Origin of the sequence: Streptomyces sp. P1-3 (genome assembly GCF_050613155.1) — a bacterium.
GTDB lineage: Bacteria > Actinomycetota > Actinomycetes > Streptomycetales > Streptomycetaceae > Streptomyces.
This window is the reverse complement of record NZ_CP192512.1, coordinates 2,143,883-2,166,384: the sequence shown is the minus strand read 5'-3', so window position 1 is coordinate 2,166,384 and position 22,502 is coordinate 2,143,883. Positions and strand designations below refer to the sequence as shown.

The window sequence follows — 22,502 nt, the reverse complement described above, 5'->3', positions numbered from 1 at the left end:
GTAGGCACAGGGGCACGAAAAGGACCGGGGAAAAGAAGTCAGGAGATCTCGACCCGCAGGATCCGGTCGTCCTTGTCCCCGGGGTCGCCGCGCCCGTCGGTGTTGCTCGTCGTCAGCCACAGTCCGCCGTCGTCGGTGGCCACCACGGTGCGCAGCCGTCCGTACTTCCCCTCCAGGAAGGCCTGCGGCTCGGCCACCGGCTTCTTCCCGCGCAGCGGGATGCGCCACAGCCGCTCCCCGCGCAGCCCGGCCATCCAGATCGAGCCCTTGGCGTACGCGATGCCGCTGGGCGAGGCCTCGGCGGGCTTCCATTGCTCGACCGGGTCGATCAGGCCTTCCTTGCCGGCCCTGCCCTCGGCCTCGGGCCAGCCGTAATTGCCGTTCGGCTCGATCAGGTTCAGCTCGTCCCAGGTGTCCTGGCCGAACTCGCCGGCCCACAGCCGCTTGTCGCCGTCCCAGGCCAGGCCCTGGACATTGCGGTGCCCGTACGAGTAGACGACCGAGTCGGCGTCCGGGTTGCCGTGCACCGGCTCGCCGTCCGGCGTCATCCGCAGGATCTTGCCGCCGAAGGACTCCTTGTCCTGGGCCAGTCCGCGGTCGCCGCCCTCGCCGGTGCCCACGTACAGCATCTTGTCCGGGCCGAAGGCGATCCGCCCGCCGTTGTGGACCGTGCCCTTGGGGATGCCCCGGAAGATCGTGTCGGGGGCGCCCAGCTGATCGCCCGCGGGGCGGTCGGGGTCGTACAGCAGCCGCGCGACGCGGTTGTCGGACGCGGTGGTGAAGTAGGCGTAGATCATGCGGCCGGTGGCGAAGTCCGGCGGGACCGCCAGGCCCAGCAGCCCGCCCTCGCCGCCGGGGGAGACCCCCGGCACCGAGCCCACCTCGGTGGTCTTGCCGCTGTCGGCCGCGACCCGGTAGATCTTCCCGGAGTCGCGCGAGGACACCAGCAGATCGCCCTCGGGCAGCGGGGCGATCCCCCACGGCGACTCGATGCCCGTGGCGACCGTGCGGACCACCTTGGCCGACCCGCGGTCGGGCGCCGCGGACTCCGTCGGGGACGGGCGGCCCGAGGCCGAGGACGTCGCGCTGGTGGGGGATCCGCTGCGGCGCCGGTCGCCGAGGCCCTCGCCGTCGGACGAGCAGCCCGCCGCGAGCAACGCGGCAGCGGCGAGCACAGCGGTCACACCAGGACGTCGCACGATCGGATCCTCTCGGTGGCATCGGCTGCGGCCAGACTAGCCCGCGGCACCGCCCCGTCCCGGGTTATCCACAGGACCGTCCACCGAAGGGACGGGCGTGGTGGAGCCCCGGCTCAGTCCCACGAGCCCTGTGCGCGAGGCAGCGCGGCGATCTCCGTGAAGTCCTGCTCGGTCAGGCGCAGTTCCGCCGCGGCGCAGTTCTCCACCGCCCACCGCTCCCGCTTGGTGCCCGGCACCGGCACCACGTGCCGGCCCTGTGCGAGCAGCCACGCCAGCGCCACCTGAGCCGCCGTCGTACCCGGGCCGTGCCGCCGGGCGACCCGCCGCAGTCCGGCCACGATCGGCTGGTTCGCGGCCATCATCTCGGCCGTGAACCGGGGGTGCCGGGCCCGTAGGTCATCCGGCTCGAAGCCCTGACCCGGTGTCAGCGTGCCGCTGAGGAAGCCGTTGCCCAGCGGCATCGCTGCCAGGAACCCCACCCCGCGTGCCGCGCACCACGGCACCAGCGCCGCAAGCGCCTCCGGTGACCACACCGACAGCTCCGCCTGCACGCAGCTGACCGGGAACACCTGCTGCACCCGCTCCAGTTGGCGGATCGTCCCGTCGTGCATCCCGGCGCCGCGTCGGCCGGCCCCCGCCCCCGACCTGCCCTGGACGCGCTTCGCCCGCTGGTCCGCCTCGCGCTGGGCCCGCGCGCCCACCGCGCACAACCCCAGGGCCCGCACCTTCCCGGCGGCGACCAGTTCCGCCATGGCGCCCCAGGTCTCCTCGATCGGCACCTCGGGGTCGGCCCGGTGCAGCTGGTACAGGTCGATCACGTCGGTCTGCAGCCGGCGCAGCGAGGCGTCACAGGCCCGTTTGACGTAACCGGGGCGCCCGTTGGCCACGATGTGGCTCTCGCCCACCAGCAGGCCGCACTTGGTGGACACGAAGGCGTCCCCGCGCCGCTCCCTGAGCACCCGGCCCACCAGCAGCTCATTGAGGTACGGCCCGTACATGTCCGCGGTGTCGAGCAGGCTCGCCCCCTGGTCGAGCGCGGCGTGCACGGCGCGTACCGAGCCCTCACCGCTGCGCTGGGACGCGGTGTACGCCCAGCTCATGGGCATGCACCCGAGGCCGATCGCCCCCACCCCCAGCGCCGCCGCACCGATCGTCCTGCGCTCCACCTGCTCTGGCCCTCCCCGTTCCTCGGCCCCCAAACTAACGTCTGCCTCCCGCGCGCATTCGCCTAGCCTCCACGTATGAGCGCAGATCACAGCGATGCCCCCGCCTCCCGCCCCCTTGCGTGGCTGCCCATCCCACCGGACGAGATCGACGGCCTGCCCGGTGGGCTGGAGTACGCGCACTGGGACGGCGGGCCCGACTTCCCCACCGATCCGGCGCGTTGCGCCTTCTACTGCGTGCCGTACATGAAGGGCGTCGAGGTGTCGGTGCGTCCCCTGTCCGGCATGACCGGGCTGCGCGTCGTCCAGACCCTCACCGCGGGCGTCGACCACGTGGAGCCGGCGCTCCCCGCACTGCCGCCGGGGGTGCGGCTGTGCAACGCCGGTGGGGTGCACGACGCGTCCACCGCCGAACTCGCCCTCACCCTGACCCTCGCCGCCCTGCGCGACATCCCCGGCTTCGTCCGCGCCCAGGACGCCCAGGAGTGGGCCCCCGGCTTCCGCCCGGCCCTCGCCGACAAGTCCGTACTCATCGTGGGGTACGGTGCGATCGGCAGTGCGATCGAAGACCGGCTCATGCCCTTCGAGTGTGAGCGGGTGGTGCGCGTCGCGCGCTCCGGACGTGCCACTGAGCGCGGCCCCGTGCACCCGGTCGATGAAATCCCGCGGCTGCTGCCCGAGGCGGATGTGGTGATTGTGTGCACTCCGCTCACCCCGGCCACGCGTGGGCTGGTCAACGCGGGTTTCCTGGCGCGGATGAAGGACGGCGCGCTGCTGGTGAATGTCGCCCGAGGGCAGGTTGTGACCACCGAGGCTCTAGTGGCGGAGCTGCGGAGCGGTCGGCTGCGCGCCGCGCTGGACGTCACCGACCCTGAACCCCTGCCCCCCGGCCATCCGCTGTGGCACGCTCCTGGAGTGCTCATCACCCCGCATGTGGGAGGTCCCTCATCGGCCTTCCTGCCGCGCGCCAAGCGGCTGTTGCGCGCCCAGCTGCACCGGTTCGCGGCGGGCGAGCCACTGCATCACGTGGTGGCCGTGACCGGCTGAGGGTTCCCCCTCGCGCCCCCAGGGCGCAGGGGGAGAAGGCCCGTTTCGCCGCTCCACATGCCGCTGGCACCACGCACAGACACCGAGCGTATGCGTTCCGTGTCCATCTGGCTCCCTGTGCTTACGCTACGTACATGGCCTATGTCCCTGAGTGACCGTCTGGTGTATCGTCCCGAGCGGGGGCTGCGCCAGTGTCCGAACGGCGGCAGCGAAGGACCAGAACGTGAGGGGGGCGACGGGCGATGTACAGCCGATGGATCAACGACCCGACGCGACTCAGGTGTCGAGGGCGGCTATCCCACCCCCTCGCGCGACGTGCGGCACACCGGTCGCGGTGCGCCGCGCACCGACCCGGCACCCGCCGCCCGACGTGGCGGACGGCAGTCCGATGAGCACCACAGGAGCGGTCCTGGCCCGGCCGTCGGTGACCTCCCGCGGCCGTGGCGGGCTGCTGCGGCAGGTCGTGCTCGCGCTGGTGTGCGGCGGCTACGCGACCGGCGCCATGCTCGGCTGGGGATCGCCGCGCATCGCCGTCATCATGGGCGACTTCGGGTTGAGCGCCGCCGCCTTCACCGCCGCCGCGTCCTGCTTCTGGTTCGGCTGGACGCGCTCCGGCCGGTTCCGCCCCGCCTGGATACTGTTCGCCGTCTCGTCCGCCATGGCGGGGCTGGGCAACGCCGTCTGGGGATGGTACGAGGTCGTGCTCGGCATTCCCGTGCCGACCCTCTCGCTGGCGGACTTCTGCTTCCTGCTCTTCGCCCCGCCCGCCATCGTCGGACTGCTGGTGCTGGCCAAGCGCCCGGTCACCAAGGCCGGCTGGATCTGCCTCGCCCTGGACGCGTGGCTGATCGCCGGATCGCTGCTGACCCTCTCCTGGAGCCTCGCCCTCGCGCACAGCGCGCAACTGAGCGGCGAGGGCGCCAGCGTGGCGCGTGCCGCGCTCTCCCTCGCCTACCCGCTGCTGGACATCGTCCTGGTCTCCATAGTGCTGGCACTGCATCTGAAGCGATCGCCGGCCCAGCGCTCCGCGATCAACACCGCCATCGCGGCGCTCGCCCTGACCGTGCTGTGCGACGCCCTGTTCACGCTGCCCGTACTGCGCCAGCACTACCGCTCCGGGCAGATCCTGGACGCCGGTTGGTTCGCGGGCTCGATCCTGCTGGCGTACGCCCCGTGGATCACCCGCCCCGTGTCCGCCTCCGGCGCCGACCGGTCGTCCGCCCAGCCCCGCCGCGGCGCGCCGCCCACCCGGCCCATCGCCGGCTCGCTCGCCGCGCTCGCGCCGTACCTGGCCGCCGCCGTGTGCACCCTGGGCGTGCTCTACAACGTCATGGACGGCAGTCCTGTCGACGGTACAGTGATCTTCACCGCCTGCGGTGTGGTGCTCGCCCTGGTCGTCCGGCAGGCGATCATGCTGCTCGACAACATCACCCTCACCCAGGAACTGGCGCAGAAGGAGAACCACTTCCGCTCGCTGGTGCAGAGCTCCAGCGACGTGATCATGATCGCCGCCCCGACCGGCATCCTGCGCTACGTCAGCCCGGCCGCCTCCGGGGTCTACGGCCGGGACGCCGACGAACTCGTCGGCTCCGAACTGGCCTCGCTCATCCACCCGGAGGACCTCGGCGCGGTCGTCCACGAGGTCCGCAGATTCCTGGCCGCCCCGGCCGGTGAGGAGCCGACCACCCGGATCGAGTGCCGGTTCCGCTCCGGCTCCGGCGACTGGCTCAACGTCGAGTCCACCATCAACCGCCACCACGGTGGGCTGATCTTCAACAGCCGCGATGTGACCGAACGGGTCCGTCTTCAGGCGCAGCTCCAGCACAACGCCGAGCACGACCCGCTGACCGATCTGCCCAACCGGGCCCTGTTCACCAAGCGCGTCCGGCACGCGCTGGGCGGCCGCCGCCGTACCGACGCGGGCACCGCCGTGCTCTTCATCGACCTCGACGGCTTCAAGGCGGTCAACGACACCGTCGGCCACCAGGCGGGCGACGAACTGCTGGTGCAGGCCGCCCGCCGGCTGCAGGAATCGGTCCGGTCCGGCTCCGGGGACTGCGCCGCCCGGCTCGGCGGCGACGAGTTCGCCGCCCTCATCGTCGGCGACGGCGATGACGACCACGCCGCCCGCGAATGCCACATCCTGGAGATCGCCGACCGGCTGCGGCTCGCGCTCTCCCAGCCCTACCGCGTGGAGGGCGGCACCGAGGTCCGGGTCGCGGCCAGCATCGGCGTCGCCTTCGCCGAGCCCGGCATCGGTTCCGGCGCCCTGATGCGCAACGCCGACCTGGCGATGTACCGCGCCAAGTCCGCCGGCAAGAACCGCGTCGAGCTGTACGCGCCGCAGATGCAGGCCGAGGTCGCGCGCCGCGCCGAGCTCGCCACCCGGCTGCGGGCCGCCCTGCACGAAGGCGAGTTCGTGCTGCTGCACCAGCCCGTCGCCGAGCTGGGCACCGGCCGGATCACCGCCGTCGCCGCCCAGCCGCGCTGGCGTTCGGCACAGGGCATCCTCTTCACCCCGGCCGAGTTCCTCCGCGTGGCATCCGGGGGTCCAGCCCGGACTGAGTTCGGGGGAGGCCGCGGCGGCAGCGGCGCCCAGGAGGCGGCCCGCATGGCCGAGCTGGGCCGCTGGACGCTGGAGGCGGCCGTCGAGCAGGCGGCCCGGCGACGGGCCGCGGGTCATGTGACCGCGGTCTCCGTCCGGCTCCCGGCCGGGCGCCTGGTGGACCGGGCCATGCCGCCGCGCGCCGTGGAGACCCTGCTGGCCAAGCACGGCCTGCCGTCCGGCGCGCTGATCCTGGAGCTGACCGACAGCGATCCGCGGGTGCCGTTGGACGAGTTGGAGCACCGTCTCGGCGCGCTGCGGCGGCTGGGCGTGCGGATCGCGCTGGACGGCTTCGGCGGCGGGTACGCGGCCCTGCGGGCCCTGAGGCGGCTGCCCGTCGATATCCTCAAGCTGGACCGCGGCCTGGTCGAGGGCGTGGTGGAGTCGTCCCGGCTGCACAAGATCACCTCGGGCCTGCTGCGGATCGCGGGCGATCTGGGGATGCAGTCCGTCGCGGAAGGGGTGGACCTGCCCGAGCAGATCGTGGCCCTGCGGGCCATGGGCTGCACCCACGCCCAGGGCCCGGCGTTCTCCGGGCCGCTGGACGAGAGCCGGCTGCGCCGGGCGCTGACCCGCGGGGCCTACGCGGTGCCGCGTACGGACGCGCCCGTGCTGGCCGCCGCGGCGCTCCCGGTGCGGCACGGCGGGGGGCACAGCGCGGCACTGAGCGCCGGCCCGGGCGGCGTTCCGCACGGGGGAATCCCGCACGGCAGCAGGCGCCCGGAGCCGCACACCCATCCCCCGTTGCGCTCAAATAATGAGACCCCCGTCCCACCCACTTGACACTTACCAGGTGTCGGGGAGAGGGTCGGAGCCATGCGCACCCGAATTCTCGTACTTGGAAAGCGCGTCGGCTGAGCAGGGCCGCCCATGAAGCCCTGCGGACCACTCCGACGCGCTCCCCTCGCTTGCCTCACGGCACGAGGGGTTTTTTCTTGCACAAGAACCTGACATACCCCCGCAAACTCAATCGGGGGGGCGCTCCACCGGCCCCCGCACACACCCTCATCCTCGAGAAGAGAACGCGATGACCGAGCAGGCCTCCGGGTCCCACCATCCGCAGCCGCGGACCCGTAGCGGCGGGCAGCAACAGCCCGCCACCGTCGAGCACGACGTCACGGGTGCGCAGTCCCTCATCCGCTCGCTGGAGGAGGTCGGGGCCGACACCGTGTTCGGGATCCCCGGCGGCGCCATCCTGCCCGCGTACGACCCGATGATGGACTCCTCGAAGGTCCGGCACGTCCTGGTCCGCCACGAGCAGGGCGCGGGCCACGCCGCCACCGGGTACGCCCAGGCGACCGGCAAGGTCGGGGTCTGCATGGCGACCTCGGGTCCGGGAGCCACCAACCTGGTCACCCCGATCGCCGACGCCCACATGGACTCCGTCCCGATCGTCGCCATCACCGGCCAGGTCTCCTCCAAGGCGATTGGCACGGACGCCTTCCAGGAGGCGGACATCTGCGGCATCACCATGCCGATCACCAAGCACAACTTCCTGGTCACCAAGGCCGAGGACATCCCGCGCACCATCGCCGAGGCGTTCCACATCGCCGCCACCGGCCGCCCCGGCCCGGTGCTCGTCGACATCGCCAAGGACGCCCTCCAGGCCCGCACCACCTTCGTCTGGCCCCCGCAGACCGATCTGCCCGGCTACCGCCCGGTGACCAAGCCGCACGCCAAGCAGATCCGTGAGGCCGCCCGGCTGATCACCCAGGCCAAGCGCCCGGTGCTGTACGTCGGCGGCGGCGTGATGAAGGCCGGTGCCACGGCGGAGCTGAAGGTGCTGGCGGAGCTGACCGGGGCGCCCGTCACCACCACGCTGATGGCGCTCGGCTCCTTCCCCGACACCCATCCGCAGCACCTGGGCATGCCGGGCATGCACGGCACGGTCGCCGCCGTCACCGCCCTGCAGAAGGCCGATCTGCTGGTGGCGCTCGGCGCCCGGTTCGACGACCGCGTCACCGGCAAGCTCGACTCCTTCGCCCCCCACGCCAAGGTGGTGCACGCCGACATCGACCCGGCGGAGATCGGCAAGAACCGCGTCGCCGACGTGCCGATCGTCGGCGACGCCCGCGAGGTCATCGCGGACCTGGTCGTCGCCGTCCAGGCCGAGCTGGACTCCTCCGGGCAGGCGGGGGCGCCGGCGCGGGATCGGTACGCCGAGTGGTGGCAGGACCTGAACCGCTGGCGCGAGACGTACCCGCTGGGCTACGACCTGCCCGAGGACGGCAGCCTCTCGCCCCAGCAGGTCATCCAGCGGATCGGCCAGCTCGCCCCCGAGGACACCATCTACGCGGCGGGCGTCGGCCAGCACCAGATGTGGGCCGCCCACTTCATCGACTACGACAAGCCCGCCACCTGGCTGAACTCCGGCGGCGCCGGGACGATGGGCTACGCGGTCCCGGCCGCGATGGGCGCCAAGGCCGGGCAGCCGGACCGCACGGTCTGGGCGATCGACGGCGACGGCTGCTTCCAGATGACCAATCAGGAGCTGGTCACCTGCGCGCTCAACAACATCCCGATCAAGGTCGCGATCATCAACAACGGCGCGCTGGGCATGGTCCGCCAGTGGCAGACGCTCTTCTACAACCAGCGCTACTCCAACACGGTGCTGCACTCGGGACCCGAGGCAGACGGCACACAGCCCAGCGCCGGCACCCGCGTCCCGGACTTCGTGAAGCTGTCCGAGGCCATGGGCTGCGTCGCACTGCGCTGCGAGAGCCCGGCCGAGCTGGACAAGGTCATCACCGAGGCCAACGCGATCAACGACCGCCCCGTGGTCATCGACTTCATCGTCCACGAGGACGCGATGGTCTGGCCGATGGTGGCCGCGGGCACCTCCAACGACGAGATCCAGGCGGCGCGCGGCGTCCGCCCGGACTTCGGCGACTACAGCGAAGACGACTGAGCGAAGACGACCGAGGAAGACACGAGCCCATGTCAAAGCACACGCTCTCCGTCCTGGTGGAGAACACTCCCGGCATCCTCGCCCGGATCGCCGCCCTCTTCTCCCGCCGGGGCTTCAACATCGACTCCCTCGCCGTCGGCGTCACCGAGCACCCCGACATCTCCCGGATCACCATCGTGGTGAACGTCGAGGAACTGCCGCTGGAACAGGTGACCAAGCAGCTCAACAAGCTCGTCAACGTGCTGAAGATCGTCGAGCTGGAGGACAGCTCCGCGATCCAGCGCGAACTCGTTCTGGTGAAGGTGCGCGCCGACAACGAGACGCGCTCCCAGATCGTCGAGATCGTCCAGCTGTTCCGCGCCAAGACCGTGGACGTCTCGCCGGAGGCCGTGACCATCGAGGCCACCGGCGGCGCCGACAAACTCGAAGCCATGCTGAAGATGCTGGAACCGTACGGCATCAAGGAGTTGGTGCAGTCCGGCACCATCGCCATAGGGCGTGGCGCGCGCTCCATCACCGACCGGAGCCTGCGCGCGCTCGACCGGTCCGCGTAGGCCCGCGGCCGAAACGGTCCACATCCGGACCGTAGGTCGAAACGGTCCGCACCTCGGACCGGATAGCGAGACCCCGCCCCGTTTCCCCACCCGCCCGTCATACGGTGGGACGCACAACCCGAAACTTTAGGAGATACCCGAAGTGGCCGAGCTGTTCTACGACGCCGACGCCGACCTGTCCATCATCCAGGGCCGCAAGGTCGCGGTTCTCGGATACGGCAGCCAGGGCCACGCCCACGCGCTGTCGCTGCGCGACTCGGGGGTCGACGTGCGGGTCGGCCTGCACGAGGGCTCCAAGTCCAAGGCCAAGGCCGAGGAGCAGGGCCTGCGCGTGGTCACCCCGGCCGAGGCGGCCGCCGAGGCCGACGTCATCATGATCCTGGTCCCGGACCCGATCCAGGCCAAGGTCTACGAGGAGTCCGTGAAGGACAACCTCAAGGACGGCGACGCGCTGTTCTTCGGCCACGGCTTCAACATCCGCTTCGGCTTCATCAAGCCGCCGGCCGGCGTCGACGTCTGCATGGTCGCCCCCAAGGGCCCGGGCCACCTGGTCCGCCGCCAGTACGAGGAGGGCCGCGGCGTGCCGTGCATCGCGGCCGTCGAGCAGGACGCCTCCGGCAGCGCGTTCCCGCTGGCCCTGTCCTACGCCAAGGCGATCGGCGGCACCCGCGCGGGCGTCATCAAGACCACCTTCACCGAGGAGACCGAGACCGACCTGTTCGGCGAGCAGGCCGTCCTGTGCGGTGGCACGGCGGCGCTGGTCAAGGCGGGCTTCGAGACGCTGACCGAGGCCGGCTACCAGCCGGAGATCGCGTACTTCGAGTGCCTCCACGAGCTGAAGCTGATCGTCGACCTCATGTACGAGGGCGGCCTGGAGAAGATGCGCTGGTCGATCTCCGAGACCGCCGAGTGGGGCGACTACGTCACCGGCCCGCGGATCATCACGGACGCCACCAAGGCGGAGATGAAGAAGGTGCTCGGCGAGATCCAGGACGGCACCTTCGCCAAGAAGTGGATGGACGAGTACCACTCGGGTCTGCCGAAGTACAACGAGTACAAGAAGGCGGACGGCGGCCACCTGCTGGAGACCACCGGCAAGGAGCTGCGCAAGCTGATGAGCTGGGTCGACGAGGAGGCGTAACGCCTCCCGGCGAGGGGCCGTGGTTCCGGGTACGCCCGGCCGCGGCCCCTCCGCTCGCCCCCGGCACGGCTGTGGGACCGGCTCGCCCGCCCGGCGCGGGCCGCGAAACCGGTGCACCCGGACCGCGCGGCGCCCCCCGCCTGCCCGCTTGGCGGGCAGGGCGGAGTCCCGCGCGCGGGGCTAGGCCGCGGGCGTGTGCCGCGCGGCGGAGCCGCTGCGGGGCGGCGGGGGCTTGAGGGCGCCGCCCTGGAGCCCCCGCCGCCCCGGTCGGGGGCCCGGGGAACGGCTCCGCCTGGGTGCGGGGTGCGCTGTTCCCGGTGTCAGGGCGGGTGGGTGGGGAAGGCCACGACCGGGTGATACTTCCGCCACGGCGCAAGACTCCCGCCCGTCCGCCACTACACTGCACTCCACAAGCGCGTTCAGGCTCACAGCGTCGTGCGTCTTCCGCGCGGCTGCCCCCTTCACCGCCTTCGGCCGTCGGGACGGTCGTCCGCGAAGGACTAGTGAGGACTGAGGACCCCGTGAGCACTGCTTCGTCCAGCAAACCCGTTGTACTGATCGCCGAGGAGCTGTCGCCCGCCACGGTCGACGCCCTGGGGCCGGACTTCGAGATCAGGCACTGCAACGGCGCGGACCGCGCCGAGCTGATCCCCGCCGTCGCCGACGTCGACGCCATCCTGGTGCGCAGCGCGACCAAGGTCGACGCCGAGGCCATCTCCGCCGCGAAGCGGCTGAAGGTCATCGCCCGCGCGGGCGTCGGTCTGGACAACGTCGACGTCGCGGCCGCAACCAAGGCCGGCGTGATGGTCGTCAACGCGCCGACCTCCAACATCGTCACCGCCGCCGAGCTGGCCTGCGGCCTGCTGGTCGCCACCGCGCGCAACATCCCGCAGGCCAATGCCGCGCTCAAGAACGGCGAGTGGAAGCGCAGCAAGTACACCGGTGTGGAGCTGAGCGAGAAGACGCTCGGCGTCGTGGGCCTCGGCCGGATCGGCGTGCTGGTCGCCCAGCGGATGTCCGCCTTCGGAATGAAGATCGTCGCGTACGACCCGTACGTGCAGCCGGCGCGAGCCGCGCAGATGGGGGTCAAGCTGCTCTCCCTGGACGAGCTCCTGGAGACGGCCGACTTCATCACGGTGCACCTGCCCAGGACGCCCGAGACGCTCGGCCTGATCGGCGACGAGGCGCTGCACAAGGTCAAGCCCGAGGTGCGGATCGTCAACGCCGCCCGTGGCGGGATCGTGGACGAGGAGGCGCTGGCCAGTGCCCTGAAGGAGGGCCGGGTCGCGGCCGCGGGTCTGGACGTGTTCTCCAAGGAACCGTGCACCGAGTCCCCGCTGTTCGAGTTCGACAACGTGGTCGTCACCCCGCACCTGGGCGCCTCCACCGGCGAGGCCCAGGAGAAGGCGGGTATCGCCGTCGCCCGGTCCGTCCGGCTGGCGCTGGCCGGCGAGCTGGTCCCGGACGCGGTCAACGTCCAGGGCGGGGTCATCGCCGAGGACGTCAAGCCGGGGCTGCCGCTGGCGGAGAAGCTCGGCCGGATCTTCACCGCGCTGGCCGGCGAGGTCGCGGTCCGGCTCGATGTCGAGGTGTACGGCGAGATCACCCAGCACGACGTCAAGGTGCTCGAACTCTCCGCGCTCAAGGGTGTGTTCGAGGACGTCGTCGACGAGACCGTGTCCTACGTCAACGCGCCGCTGTTCGCGCAGGAGCGCGGCGTGGAGGTCCGGCTCACCACCAGCTCCGAGTCGTCCGAGCACCGCAACGTGGTGACCGTGCGCGGCACCCTGGCGGGCGGCGGCGAGATCGCGATCTCCGGCACGCTGGCCGGGCCGAAGCACGTGCAGAAGATCGTCGCGGTCGGCGACCACGACGTGGACCTCGCGCTCGCGGACCACATGGCGTTCTTCCACTACACCGACCGCCCCGGCGTGGTCGGCACCCTCGGCCGCATCCTGGGCGAGGCGGGCATCAACATCGCCGGTATGCAGGTCTCGCGGGCGACGGCGGGCGGTGCCGCGATGGTGGCGCTGACCGTGGACGACACCATCCCGGCGGCCGTCCTCGGCGAGATCGCCGAGGAGATCGGCGCCACGAGCGCACGCTCGGTCAACCTGGTCGACTGACCGGCCGGCACAACGCACCCCACGGGGCCCGGCACTCGCACCGCGCGAGGGCCGGGCCCCGTCGCGTTCCCCGCTTGCCCTCACATTTTTTTCATCACGTGTTGAATAGTGCGCGCGCCGTCGTTACGCTGGGCGCTAAGTGGAGAAAATTCATCCACCTGATGGGTTGTTTCCTACCGGCCACCGGAGGTCCGCCATGCGCGCCGACGCCCAGCGAAACCGCGAGAAGCTGCTGCGAGCCGCCCGTGAGGTCTTCGTGGACCTGGGCCCGGACGCCCCACTGGAGGAGATCGCGCAACGCGCGGGCGTCGGCATCGCCACGCTCTACCGGCGGTTCCCCGAGCGCGCCGCCCTGATCGAGGCGGTCGCCGCCGATGTGCTCACCGCGCTCGGCCGTGCCGCGTGGTCGGCGCTGTCAGAGGAGGCCGACCCCGCCGAGGGCCTGCGCCGGTACGCCCACGCCGCGCTCGATCTCAAGGTCGGTGCCGTGATGCCCGTCCTGTCCGGCCGGTTCGACCTGGACGAGGTGCTGGGCGGGGTCCACACGGACGCGGTCGACGCGGTCCAGGAGATGCTCACCCGCGCCCAGCGGGCGGGCCTGATCCGCGACGACGCGGCCTTCGGCGACTTCGCCCTGATGATCGTCCGGCTGAGCCGGCCACTGCCCGGTGGCGTCGTCCCGTACGACGACGCCCTCGCGCACCGCCAGCTGGATCTCTACCTCGACGGTCTGCGCGCGCCCGGCGCCCCCCGGCCCGAGGGCGGCCCGCCCGGGCCCGCGATCGACGCCGACGCCTTCAAGCGGCTCCGGTCCCGCATCGCCGGTGGCTCCTCGGTCGACCCGGCCTCCCCGGCGTAACCCGCCACGCCCCGCGACATCCCCACGGCCTCCCCACACCCCACGGCCTCCCACGCCTGACGACATGTTCCGCCTGACGAAAGGCAGCGTCATGAGCACGGACACCGGCACCACCTCCGCCGCCGCGGCCGCCAAACGCCGCTGGTCGGCCCTGATCTTCATCGGCCTCGCCCAGCTGATGATCGTCCTCGACATCACCATCGTGAACATCGCCCTGCCCTCCGCGCAGCGGGACCTGGGCGTCTCCGACGGCGACCGGCAGTGGGTCATCACCGCGTACACCCTGGCCTTCGGCAGTCTGCTGCTGCTCGGCGGCCGGATAGCCGACTACACCGGACGCCGCCGCGCCTTCCTCGTCGGACTGCTCGGCTTCGCCGCGGCCTCGGCGCTCGGCGGCGCCGCCCCCGGGTTCGGGGTGCTGCTCGCCGCCCGCGCGCTCCAGGGCGCGTTCGCCGCGCTGCTCGCCCCCTCGGCGCTGTCGCTGCTCGCGGTGAGCTTCACCGAACCGCGCGAACGCGCCAAGGCGTTCGGCATCTTCGGCGCCATCGCGGCCGGCGGCAGCGCGATCGGCCTGGTGCTGGGCGGCCTGCTGACCGAGTACCTCGACTGGCGCTGGTGCCTGTACGTGAACGTTCCGATCGCCGTCATCGCGGCCTTCGGCCGGTATGTGCTCCCCGCCGACTCGCCCGCCGGCGGCGGGACCCGCCTGGACGTCCCCGGCGTCCTGCTGGCCGTCTCCGGCCTGGTGGCCGTGGTGTACGGGTGCAGTGAGGCCGAATCGGAGGGCTGGGACTCCGCCGCCGTCATCGGTCTGCTCGTCCTGGGCGCGGCCCTGCTCGCCGCCTTCGTCCTCGTGGAGCGCCGGGTGGCCCAGCCGCTGCTGCCGCTGCGGGTGGTGCTGGACCGCACCCGTGGCGCCGCCTACCTCGCCGTCGGGCTGTCGGTGGTCGGGATGTTCGCGCTGTTCCTCTTCCTCACGTACTACATGCAGCTGGTCAAGGGCTACTCGGCGATGCTCACCGGCGCCGCCTTCCTGCCCATGACCGCCGCCGTACTGGCCGGTGCGGGCGGTGTCGCCGCCCGGCTCATCCCCAGGGTGCCGCCGCGGGTGCTGATCGCCCCCGGACTGCTGCTCGCCGCCGCCGGTGTGGCGCTGCTGATACCTCTGGAGCCCGACAGCTCGTACGCCGCGGGGGTACTGCCCGCCGAGCTGCTGGTCGGCTTCGGCATGGGCCTGGTGATGGCTCCCTCGATGAACTACGCGACCCACGGCGTACAGCCCGAGGACGCCGGCATCGCCTCCGCGAGCGTCAACACCGCCCAGCAGATCGGCGGTTCGATCGGCACCGCGCTGCTGAACACCCTCGCGACCAGCGCCACCACCGACTACGTGACCGACAAGCTCGCCCAGCGGCAGCCGATGACCCCGGAGCTGCGGAAGGCGGGTCTGGTCGAGGGTTTCACCCACGCGTTCGGGTACGCCTCGGCGATCCTCGTCGTGGCCGCGGCGGCGGTGGCGGTGCTGATGAACACCCCGCGCCCGAAGGGGGGTTCCGGCGCCACCGACGCCGAGCCGCTGGCCGTCCACATGGGCTGACCGCCCGCGCCGCACCCGCACCCGCGTCGCCGCCCCGCGCCGGAGGAGCCTGCCCGCTCAGGCCCCTCCGGTGGCCGCGTTCGCGACCCGCAGACTCATCTGTTCCTGGCTGCGGTCCCGCTGGGTCGGGTTGAACGACATCACCATGCACCGCCGCTGGTCCCGGGTGGCGAAGGCGAACGACGCGTAGCCGTACTGCTCACCGGTCTTGCCCCAGAAAGTGATCCCGTTGACGGTCACCGTCTGCAGCCCGGTGCTGTACCGCGCCGGGCCGCCGTCGACCATGCGCACGTCGTCGGGCGGCATCGTGAACATCACCCGCAGCACGTGCGGCGGCAGCAGCGCGCCGGAGAACAGCGCGTGCGTGAACCGCGTCAGGTCGTCGGTGGTGGAGATCATCTCGCCCTCGCCCCAGGAACCCGAGGGGTTGATCTCGGTGATGTCCCGCAGCCCGCCGTCGGACATCCGCAGATAGCCGTGCACACGCGGGCCGTGGATACGGCGCTCGTCGCCGGGCACCGAGGTGTCGCACAGGCCCAGCGGGCGCAGGATCCGGTGGGCGATCTCCTCGCCGTACGGGCGGCCGGTCAGCTCCTGGATGACCAGCGCGGCCAGGACGTAGTTGATGCCGCGGTACTCCTGCTTCGTACCGGGAGCGAACTTCAGCTCCCTGCCGCCGTCGGTCACCAGGGCCACGAGCTGTTCGGGCGTCCACTGGTCGAAGCGGTGCGCGAAGACCTTCTCCGGAGTGTCGCGTGCCGGCACGCCGCGCTCGTTCGGCAGCCCGCTGCTGTGGCTGAGCAGATGGGCCAGGGTGATGGTGCCGTATCCGGCGGGGAGCAGACCGGGCAGACAGCGCCGGACGGGTGTGTCGAGGCAGACGCGGCGTTCGGCGACCAGTTGCAGCGCGACCGTGGCGACGAACATCTTGGTGATGCTGCCGATCCGGACCTTGTCGCCGGCCCTGACGGGACGTCCGGACCTCAGGTCGGCCACCCCTGACGTGCCGTACCAGCGGCCCGCGGAGCCACTGACCTGTAACTGGGCGGCGGTGGCCGGCGGATGCTCCAGATCGCCGATCGCGGCCCGCAGCGCCGCAGGGTTCAGCGGCGGCAGGGCGGCGGGGGAGCCGGGGGCGGACGCAGGGGTGGAGGCGCCGGCCGCGGTCGCGCGCCCGGCCGGAAGGCCGACGGCGGCCAGGGCGGTACCGGCCGCGGCCGCCCCCAGCAGGGCGCGCCGCGATGCGGGGGAGTGGTGTGTCGTCGTCATGCCCCCACCCTGGCGGCCGCGCACGCCCGCGGCCATGGGGGATCTCCCCGACCAGCCCCTGAGGGGCACAGTAAGGGTGGGCGGGCGCCCTGCGTTGCCAGGTTGCCGGGGCGGCGCCCGGCCCCGATTGACCTTGCCCCAGCGTCAACCCCCATCGTGCGGGGCACCGGGCGCGGTGCCCGGGACGGAGGAAGACCTGTGGAGCATCTCAGCATCGGCGCGTTCGGCCGCGAGGCGCGGCTGTCCGCCAGGGCGTTGCGGCTGTACGACCGGCTGGGCCTGCTGGCCCCGCACCGGGTCGACGAGGACACCGGCTACCGCTGGTACCGCGCCGACCAGGTGGAGCGGGCCCGGCTGCTGGCGCTGCTGCGCCGGCTCGACATGCCGCTCGCACGGATCGCGACGGTGCTGGAGCTGCCGGGGCCCGAGGCGGCGGACGAGATCGCCGCGTACTGGGCCGAGGTCGAGGAGCGCGTCGCGGGCCGCCGGGCCCTGGCCGTCCACCTCCGTGACCGACTGTCAGGCAGGAGGCCCTACATGTACGACATCGTCACCCGCGATGTGGCGGAGCAGACCGTTCTCGCCGTCCGCAGGCATCTGCTCAACCCCGAGCTGCCCGCTTGGATCGACGCGACGCTCCACCGGCTGGAGAACGCGGCACGCGACGAGTGCGGCGGCGTCGCCGGTGACCCGTTCGTCGTCTACTACGCGGACGTGAGCGAGGACAGCGACGGGCCGGCCGAGGCGTGTGTGCCGGTGGCCGACCCGGATGCGGCGCGCGCGTACGCGGCAGCCCACCCGGCCGTCGAGGTGCGGCGGGAACCGGCTCGCCGTGAGGCGTACACCCGGCTGACCAAGGCGCAGGTCGACTACCCGCAGATCAACTCGGCCTACGAGGGGGTCGAGCGCTGGATCGCCGAACAGGGGCTGACGGCCGGCGGGCCCTGCCGCGAGGTGTACTTCGCGGACTGGGACGCCGCGGAACCCACCGACGAGGTGTGCGACGTGGCCTACCCGCTGGGCTGACCCGGCGACGTCCCGGCCCCCTCGCGCAGTCGCACGACGGCGGGAGGGGCGCCGGGTGCTCCCGCGGAAGGCGAATCGGGTTCCGGCCCGCCCCGCGCCTTCGGTGCGACGCCGACCGCACCTGGGCGCACCTCCTGGGGGCACCTCTGGGGGTACCACCCAGCGGCCGCGCTGGGGGAGGAGTCCGAAGGGAGGCAGCGCCGGGGGAGCGACGGCCCCGGCGCGCACCCGACCGGCCACGCCCGCCCCCCTCACACGCAACGGCCGCGGCGCGGAACCGGGTTACCCCAGCCGGGCCGCCTTCAGCGCCATGTGCAGCAGCAGCCGGTCCTCGCCCGCGTCGAGGTCGAGTCCGGTCAGCTGCTCCACCCGCGACAGCCGGTAGTACAGCGTCTGCCGGTGGATGCCGAGGGTCTGCGCTGCGCGCCCCGCCTGCCCGGCGCAGTCCAGGAACACCTCGGCGGTGCGCGCCAGTTCGGCGTGCGCTCGCTCCAGCAGCGGCCGGACGGCCGGGTCCGGGCCGGTGCCCGACAACCCGGTCAGCAGGCGGTACGGCCCCACCTCCGTCCACGCCGCCACCGGGCCCAGCCGTGGCTCCGCCCGCGCCGCCCGGGCGGCGGCCCGCGCCTCCCGCCACGCGGCGGGCAGCTCCTCCAGCCCGCGCCGCGGATCGCTGACGCCCGCCGCGGCGGGCCGTCCGGCCACCGTCTCGGCGGCGCCGGTCCGCAGGTCAGAGGCTCCGGCGGCCCCGGTCATCGCGGCACCCCCCGGCCCGGTCCCCGCCCCCGCGGCCCCCGGCGTCCCGGCCCCGGCCGCGGCAGCCGCCGCGGTCCCGTTGCCCGCCGCTCGCGGGGCCCGCAGCAGCTGCTCACCCGCCGTACGCGCCGGATCCAGCGCCCCGGCCGTCCGCAACCGCACCAGCGCGGCCAGGTCGCGCCCGGTGGCCTCCGGCGGTCCGCCGCCGCTCTCCCCGGCGCGACCGGCCGCCGCGGCGGACGGCACCGCGCACACCGCCGCCACCCCCGGCACGTTCGGCGCGGGCGAGGTCTCGCCGTCGCCGTCGTCCGGGCTCCACGGGGTCACCGCCACCACCGCCAGCGGACCGTCCGCCACCTGGCGCAGGGCCTCCCGCAGTCCGGCGCGCGCCGCCTCCCGGCCGCCCGGCGGGCCCGCCAGCAGGGCCCGCAGGAGTTCGCCGAGCTCCACGTCCGCCCGCGCCTCCGCCGCGAGCAGCTTGCCGATCCGGGCCGCCGTCTCCATGGCCTGCGCGAGCCGCGGGTCCGGCGGGACGCCGGGCCCGCCCAGCTCCAGATCCGACAGATGCCCGTCGTCCAGCAGCCACACATAGCCGCGCACGATGCCCCGGTGCAGCGCGGGCAGGCAGAGCCGGCCCATGAAGACGCCCGCCGCCGGGTCCGGCGGGATGCGCAGCGGAGCCTGGGCCCGCGCGATGCCGAAGCCCTCGAACCAGGCGCGCACCGCCGCCGTCGACCGCCGCTGGAGGATCGACCGGGTACGCACCGGGTCCAGCGCGAGCTCGCCGATGCCGCCCTCGCTGTCGTGCGCGCCGAACGCGATCAGCGCGAAGTCGCGGTCCTCCAGCGTCGCGGGCGCGCCGAGCGTGGCGGAGACCTCGTCCACGAGCTGCTGATAGTCGCCGCGCATCGGCCGCGCCGCCCCTTCCTGACACTCCCGGGCCGGGGGTGTCGCCCGAACGAACAGAACCCTCACTGCCATTGTCATACATCTGTATGAGATCTCGGCCACGAACGCGTGACAGCTGTCGATGGCCCGGGCCCGGAGAGATCCTTAGGTTTCACGGTGGCTCGATTTGCTCGCGCGGCCCCGTCGCCGCGGTCACCCGAAGAACACCACAACGGAGGTGCCCCGTGCTGGGTCCCGTGTTGCTCGCCGCATCGCGCAGCGACGCCATCCGCCGTATCGTCTCGGCCACGCCGGTCACCCGCCCGGTGGTGGACCGCTTCGTGGCCGGCGAGCGGCTGGACGAGTCCATGTCGGCCGTGCGGGCGCTGTCCGGCCGCGGCATGGAGGTCACCCTGGACCACCTCGGTGAGGACATCACCGACCCGGCCGAGGCGCTGCGCAACCGCGACGCGTACCTCGCGCTGACCGAGGCGCTCAAGGGCGAGGGCCTGGGCGAGCGCGCCGAGATGTCGGTGAAGCTGTCCGCCTTCGGGCAGGCGCTGCCCGGCGGCCACGACCTGGCGCTGGCCAATGTCACCCCGGTCGTGGAGGCCGCCGCGGAAGCCGGCACCACCGTCACCCTCGACATGGAGGACCACACCACGGTCGACTCCACGCTGGCGATCCTGGCCGAGCTGCGCAAGCGCTTCCCGCAGACCGGCGCCGTCGTCCAGTCCTATCTGTTCCGCACCGAGGACGACTGCCACGCGCTGGCCGGGGAAGGCTCCCGGGTGCGGCTGGTGAAGGGCGCGTACAAGGAGCCCGCGAGCGTCGCGTTCCAGGACAAGCGCGAGGTGGACAGGGCGTATGTGCGCTGCCTGAAGATCCTGATGGCGGGCGAGGGCTACCCCATGATCGGGTCGCACGACCCCCGGCTGATCGCCATCACCCAGGAACTGGCCCGCTCCTACGGGCGCAAGCTGGACGAGTACGAGTTCCAGATGCTGTACGGCATCCGCGAGGCCGAGCAGGAGCGGCTCGTAGCGGAAGGTCACCGTATGAGGGTTTACGTCCCGTATGGCACAGACTGGTATGGGTACTTCATGCGGCGGCTCGCCGAGCGCCCCGCCAACCTCACGTTCTTCCTGCGGTCGCTCGTCAGCCGCGGCTGATCTGCTGACCCGCGGCTGATCTGCGTGACCCGCGGTTGATCCGCTGACCCGCGGCCCACCCGCCGCCGATCCGCCGCCCCAGAACCTCCGTACGCCCCGTACGACCCGACGATCGAAGGAGACAACGGCCACCATGGACGCTGTGACCCAGGTCCCCGTGCCGGTGAACGAGCCGGTCCACACCTACGCCCCCGGTAGCCCCGAGCGGCAGCGGCTCGAAGCCAAGCTCAAGGAGCTGGCCGACAACCCGATCGAGCTGCCGATGACCATTGGCGGCGAGAGGCGGATGGGCGGCGGCGAGCGCTTCGACGTGGTGCAGCCGCACAACCACTCCGCCGTTCTCGGTACGTACGCCAACGCCACGCAGGCGGACGCGCAGGACGCCGTCGACGCCGCCCTGGCCGCCGCCCCGGCCTGGCGCGCGCTGAGCTTCGACGACCGCGCCGCGATCATCCTCAAGGCCGCGGACCTGCTGGCCGGCCCGTGGCGCGAGACGCTGGCCGCCTCCACCATGCTCGGCCAGTCCAAGACCGCCCAGCAGGCCGAGATCGACACGCCCTGCGAGCTGGTCGACTTCTGGCGCTTCAACGTCCACTTCGCCCGCCAGATCATGGCCGAGCAGCCGATGGCCAACGCCCCGGGCGTGTGGAACCGCAGCGACCACCGGCCGCTGGAGGGCTTCGTCTACGCGATCACGCCCTTCAACTTCACCGCCATCGCCGGCAACCTGCCGACCGCGCCCGCCCTGATGGGCAACGTGGTGGTCTGGAAGCCGTCCCCGACCCAGACCCACGCCGCCGTGCTGCTGATGCAGCTGCTGGAGGAGGCCGGTCTGCCGAAGGGCGTCATCAACCTGGTGACCGGCGACGGCAAGGACGTCTCCGAGGTGGCGCTGAACCACCCCGACCTCGCGGGCATCCACTTCACCGGCTCGACCAGGACCTTCCAGTACCTGTGGAAGACCGTCGGCACCAACATCGAGAAGTACAAGACCTACCCGCGGCTGGTCGGCGAGACCGGCGGCAAGGACTTCATCGTCGCCCACCCGTCCGCCGACCCGGCGGTGCTCAAGACGGCGATGACCCGCGGCGCCTTCGAGTTCCAGGGCCAGAAGTGCTCCGCCGCCTCCCGCGCCTACGTGCCGCGCTCCATCTGGGAGAACGGCTTCAAGGAGGAGTTCGCGGCCGAGGTCGACTCGCTCACCATGGGTGACGTCGCCGACCTGTCGAACTTCATGTCCGCGGTCATCGACGAGCGCTCGTTCGCCAAGAACAAGGCCGCCATCGACCGGGCCAAGGCCGACCCGACCATCGAGGTCGTCGCCGGCGGCACGTACGACGACAGCGAGGGCTACTTCGTCCGCCCGACGGTCCTGGTCTCCACCGACCCGGAGAACGAGATCTTCAAGGACGAGTACTTCGGCCCGATCCTGGGCGTGTACGTCTACGAGGACGCCGAGTACGACGCGATGCTCCAGCAGATGGAGTCCGCCTCCGCCTACGGTCTCACCGGCTGCGTCATCGCCCAGGACCGCGCCGCCGCCGCGGCCACCTGCGAGGCGCTGCGCTTCGCCGCGGGCAACTTCTACATCAACGACAAGCCCACCGGTGCCGTCGTCGGCCAGCAGCCGTTCGGCGGTGGCCGCGCCTCCGGCACCAACGACAAGGCGGGCGCCAAGCAGAACCTGATGCGCTGGACCTCCACGCGCTCCATCAAGGAGACCCTGGTTCCGCCGACCGACTACCGCTACCCCCACATGGGCTAACGGTCCCGCGTTCCACCGATGACGACCGCCCCCGGGCCGGCCACCGCGCCGCCCGGGGGCGGTCGTCATGTCGGCGCCCGCGGCGATGCCGTCTCAGATAGTAGGAAGTCCGAATAACTGTGCAGACAGCACGGCCCGACTGCCTTACTTTTGTGGAAGCCGAACGTCTCGCTCCATCCAGCGATGGCGGCGCGGCCCGGTGCCCGCGCAGGTGATCCCTGCCGCACCCTGGCCCCCGCCCTTTCCGGCGTCCACCTTCTCGGGTTCGACCGCAAGAGGAGACGTGACCCATGGCCGAGACCGCTGTCCGCAAGATCCGCGCCGTTCGCCGCCGTGCCACCGACGAAGCCGACCGCAAGAACGCCGCCGCGGCGCTCCAGCGCGCGCTCGACCGCCGTGACAACGGTGGTGCCACAGGGCACTGACC

16 protein-coding genes are annotated in these 22,502 nt (G+C 72.3%); 12 read left to right on the top strand and 4 right to left on the bottom strand.

All coding sequences use genetic code 11. The features are described from left to right. Window positions 1–38: 38 nt before the first annotated feature. Complete coding sequence (locus tag ACQUSR_RS08895; RefSeq protein ID WP_431042010.1) at window positions 39–1,199, bottom strand: PQQ-dependent sugar dehydrogenase; 1,161 nt, start codon at window positions 1,197–1,199, stop codon at window positions 39–41. A 113-nt stretch (window positions 1,200–1,312) separates the two neighbouring features. Next, complete coding sequence (locus tag ACQUSR_RS08890) at window positions 1,313–2,365, bottom strand: aldo/keto reductase (RefSeq protein WP_431042009.1); 1,053 nt, start codon at window positions 2,363–2,365, stop codon at window positions 1,313–1,315. A gap of 75 nt (window positions 2,366–2,440) precedes the next feature. On the opposite strand from ACQUSR_RS08890, the gene ACQUSR_RS08885 reads away from it, so the two are divergent. From ACQUSR_RS08885 to ACQUSR_RS08850, 8 genes are all read left to right on the top strand, one after another. Beyond that, entirely contained in the window at window positions 2,441–3,409 is a 969-nt protein-coding gene (locus tag ACQUSR_RS08885; RefSeq protein ID WP_431042008.1) for a 2-hydroxyacid dehydrogenase, read from the top strand. Between the two features lie 388 nt (window positions 3,410–3,797). Further along, window positions 3,798–6,797, top strand: coding sequence for a putative bifunctional diguanylate cyclase/phosphodiesterase (locus tag ACQUSR_RS08880; protein WP_431042007.1), 3,000 nt, complete (start codon window positions 3,798–3,800; stop codon window positions 6,795–6,797). A gap of 244 nt (window positions 6,798–7,041) precedes the next feature. Next, entirely contained in the window at window positions 7,042–8,922 is a 1,881-nt protein-coding gene (locus ACQUSR_RS08875; RefSeq protein WP_431042006.1) for an acetolactate synthase large subunit, read from the top strand. Window positions 8,923–8,951: 29 nt separating this feature from the next. Continuing rightward, the gene (gene ilvN / locus ACQUSR_RS08870) at window positions 8,952–9,476 is read left to right on the top strand and encodes an acetolactate synthase small subunit (RefSeq protein WP_304464123.1); all 525 of its coding nucleotides are present in this window, start codon (window positions 8,952–8,954) and stop codon (window positions 9,474–9,476) included. A 142-nt stretch (window positions 9,477–9,618) separates the two neighbouring features. Further along, window positions 9,619–10,617, top strand: coding sequence for a ketol-acid reductoisomerase (gene ilvC / locus ACQUSR_RS08865; protein ID WP_431042005.1), 999 nt, complete (start codon window positions 9,619–9,621; stop codon window positions 10,615–10,617). Between the two features lie 521 nt (window positions 10,618–11,138). Further along, window positions 11,139–12,743: a phosphoglycerate dehydrogenase gene (gene serA / locus ACQUSR_RS08860; protein ID WP_431042004.1), complete on the top strand. Its 1,605-nt coding sequence runs from the start codon at window positions 11,139–11,141 to the stop codon at window positions 12,741–12,743. Window positions 12,744–12,939: 196 nt separating this feature from the next. Continuing rightward, window positions 12,940–13,602, top strand: coding sequence for a TetR/AcrR family transcriptional regulator (locus ACQUSR_RS08855; RefSeq protein WP_431042003.1), 663 nt, complete (start codon window positions 12,940–12,942; stop codon window positions 13,600–13,602). Between the two features lie 91 nt (window positions 13,603–13,693). Beyond that, the gene (locus tag ACQUSR_RS08850; RefSeq protein WP_431042002.1) at window positions 13,694–15,199 is read left to right on the top strand and encodes an MFS transporter; all 1,506 of its coding nucleotides are present in this window, start codon (window positions 13,694–13,696) and stop codon (window positions 15,197–15,199) included. Between the two features lie 57 nt (window positions 15,200–15,256). On the opposite strand, the gene ACQUSR_RS08845 is transcribed toward ACQUSR_RS08850, so the two are convergent. Next, window positions 15,257–16,468 (bottom strand): serine hydrolase domain-containing protein, encoded by a 1,212-nt coding sequence (locus ACQUSR_RS08845; protein ID WP_431042001.1) that lies wholly within the window; start codon window positions 16,466–16,468, stop codon window positions 15,257–15,259. Window positions 16,469–16,666: 198 nt separating this feature from the next. On the opposite strand from ACQUSR_RS08845, the gene ACQUSR_RS08840 reads away from it, so the two are divergent. Next, complete coding sequence (locus tag ACQUSR_RS08840) at window positions 16,667–17,494, top strand: MerR family transcriptional regulator (protein WP_431042000.1); 828 nt, start codon at window positions 16,667–16,669, stop codon at window positions 17,492–17,494. A 282-nt stretch (window positions 17,495–17,776) separates the two neighbouring features. On the opposite strand, the gene ACQUSR_RS08835 is transcribed toward ACQUSR_RS08840, so the two are convergent. After that, window positions 17,777–19,159, bottom strand: coding sequence for a PucR family transcriptional regulator (locus ACQUSR_RS08835; RefSeq protein ID WP_431041999.1), 1,383 nt, complete (start codon window positions 19,157–19,159; stop codon window positions 17,777–17,779). Window positions 19,160–19,383: 224 nt separating this feature from the next. On the opposite strand from ACQUSR_RS08835, the gene ACQUSR_RS08830 reads away from it, so the two are divergent. The 3 genes from ACQUSR_RS08830 to ACQUSR_RS08820 all read left to right on the top strand — a co-directional run bounded on the left by ACQUSR_RS08830 (window position 19,384) and on the right by ACQUSR_RS08820 (window position 22,500). Then, the gene (locus ACQUSR_RS08830; protein ID WP_431041998.1) at window positions 19,384–20,310 is read left to right on the top strand and encodes a proline dehydrogenase family protein; all 927 of its coding nucleotides are present in this window, start codon (window positions 19,384–19,386) and stop codon (window positions 20,308–20,310) included. Window positions 20,311–20,443: 133 nt separating this feature from the next. Next, window positions 20,444–22,075, top strand: a complete 1,632-nt coding sequence (pruA, locus tag ACQUSR_RS08825; protein ID WP_431041997.1) for an L-glutamate gamma-semialdehyde dehydrogenase — start codon at window positions 20,444–20,446, stop codon at window positions 22,073–22,075. A gap of 290 nt (window positions 22,076–22,365) precedes the next feature. Continuing rightward, entirely contained in the window at window positions 22,366–22,500 is a 135-nt protein-coding gene (locus tag ACQUSR_RS08820; protein ID WP_431041996.1) for a hypothetical protein, read from the top strand. The last annotated feature ends 2 nt before the right edge of the window (window positions 22,501–22,502 follow it).